Origin of the sequence: Streptomyces sp. DH12 (genome assembly GCF_020873895.1) — a bacterium.
Taxonomy (GTDB): domain Bacteria; phylum Actinomycetota; class Actinomycetes; order Streptomycetales; family Streptomycetaceae; genus Streptomyces.
This window is the reverse complement of sequence record NZ_JAHWGT010000749.1, coordinates 1-494: the sequence shown is the minus strand read 5'-3', so window position 1 is coordinate 494 and position 494 is coordinate 1. Positions and strand designations below refer to the sequence as shown.

General features: G+C 74.5%; 1 pseudogene. It reads left to right on the top strand.

Features of this window, described 5'->3' with window-relative positions:
• Positions 1–494, top strand: a pseudogene (locus tag LPA54_RS36860) (1-deoxy-D-xylulose-5-phosphate synthase); the annotation flags it as partial.

The following is a 494-nucleotide window of genomic DNA, read 5'->3' as shown; positions in this document are numbered from 1 at the left end:
CCCCTCCGGCGGGCCGTCCTGGACCTCCGTCTTCGGCGAGGAGATCGTCAGGATCGGCGAGGAACGCGAGGACGTGGTGGCCGTCACCGCCGCCATGCTCCACCCGGTCGGCCTCGGCCCCTTCGCCGAGCGCTTCCCGGACCGGGTGTGGGACGTCGGCATCGCCGAGCAGCACGCCGCCGTGTCCGCCGCGGGCCTCGCCACCGGCGGACTGCACCCGGTCGTCGCCGTCTACGCCACCTTCCTCAACCGCGCCTTCGACCAGCTCCTGATGGACGTGGCCCTGCACCGCTGCGGCGTCACCTTCGTACTGGACCGGGCCGGCGTCACCGGCACCGACGGGGCTTCCCACAACGGCATGTGGGACATGTCGGTGCTCCAGGCCGTCCCCGGCCTGCGCATCGCCGCGCCGCGCGACGCCGACCAGCTGCGCGCCCAGCTCCGCGAGGCCGTCGCCGTGGACGACGCGCCCACCCTGCTGCGCTTCCCGAAGG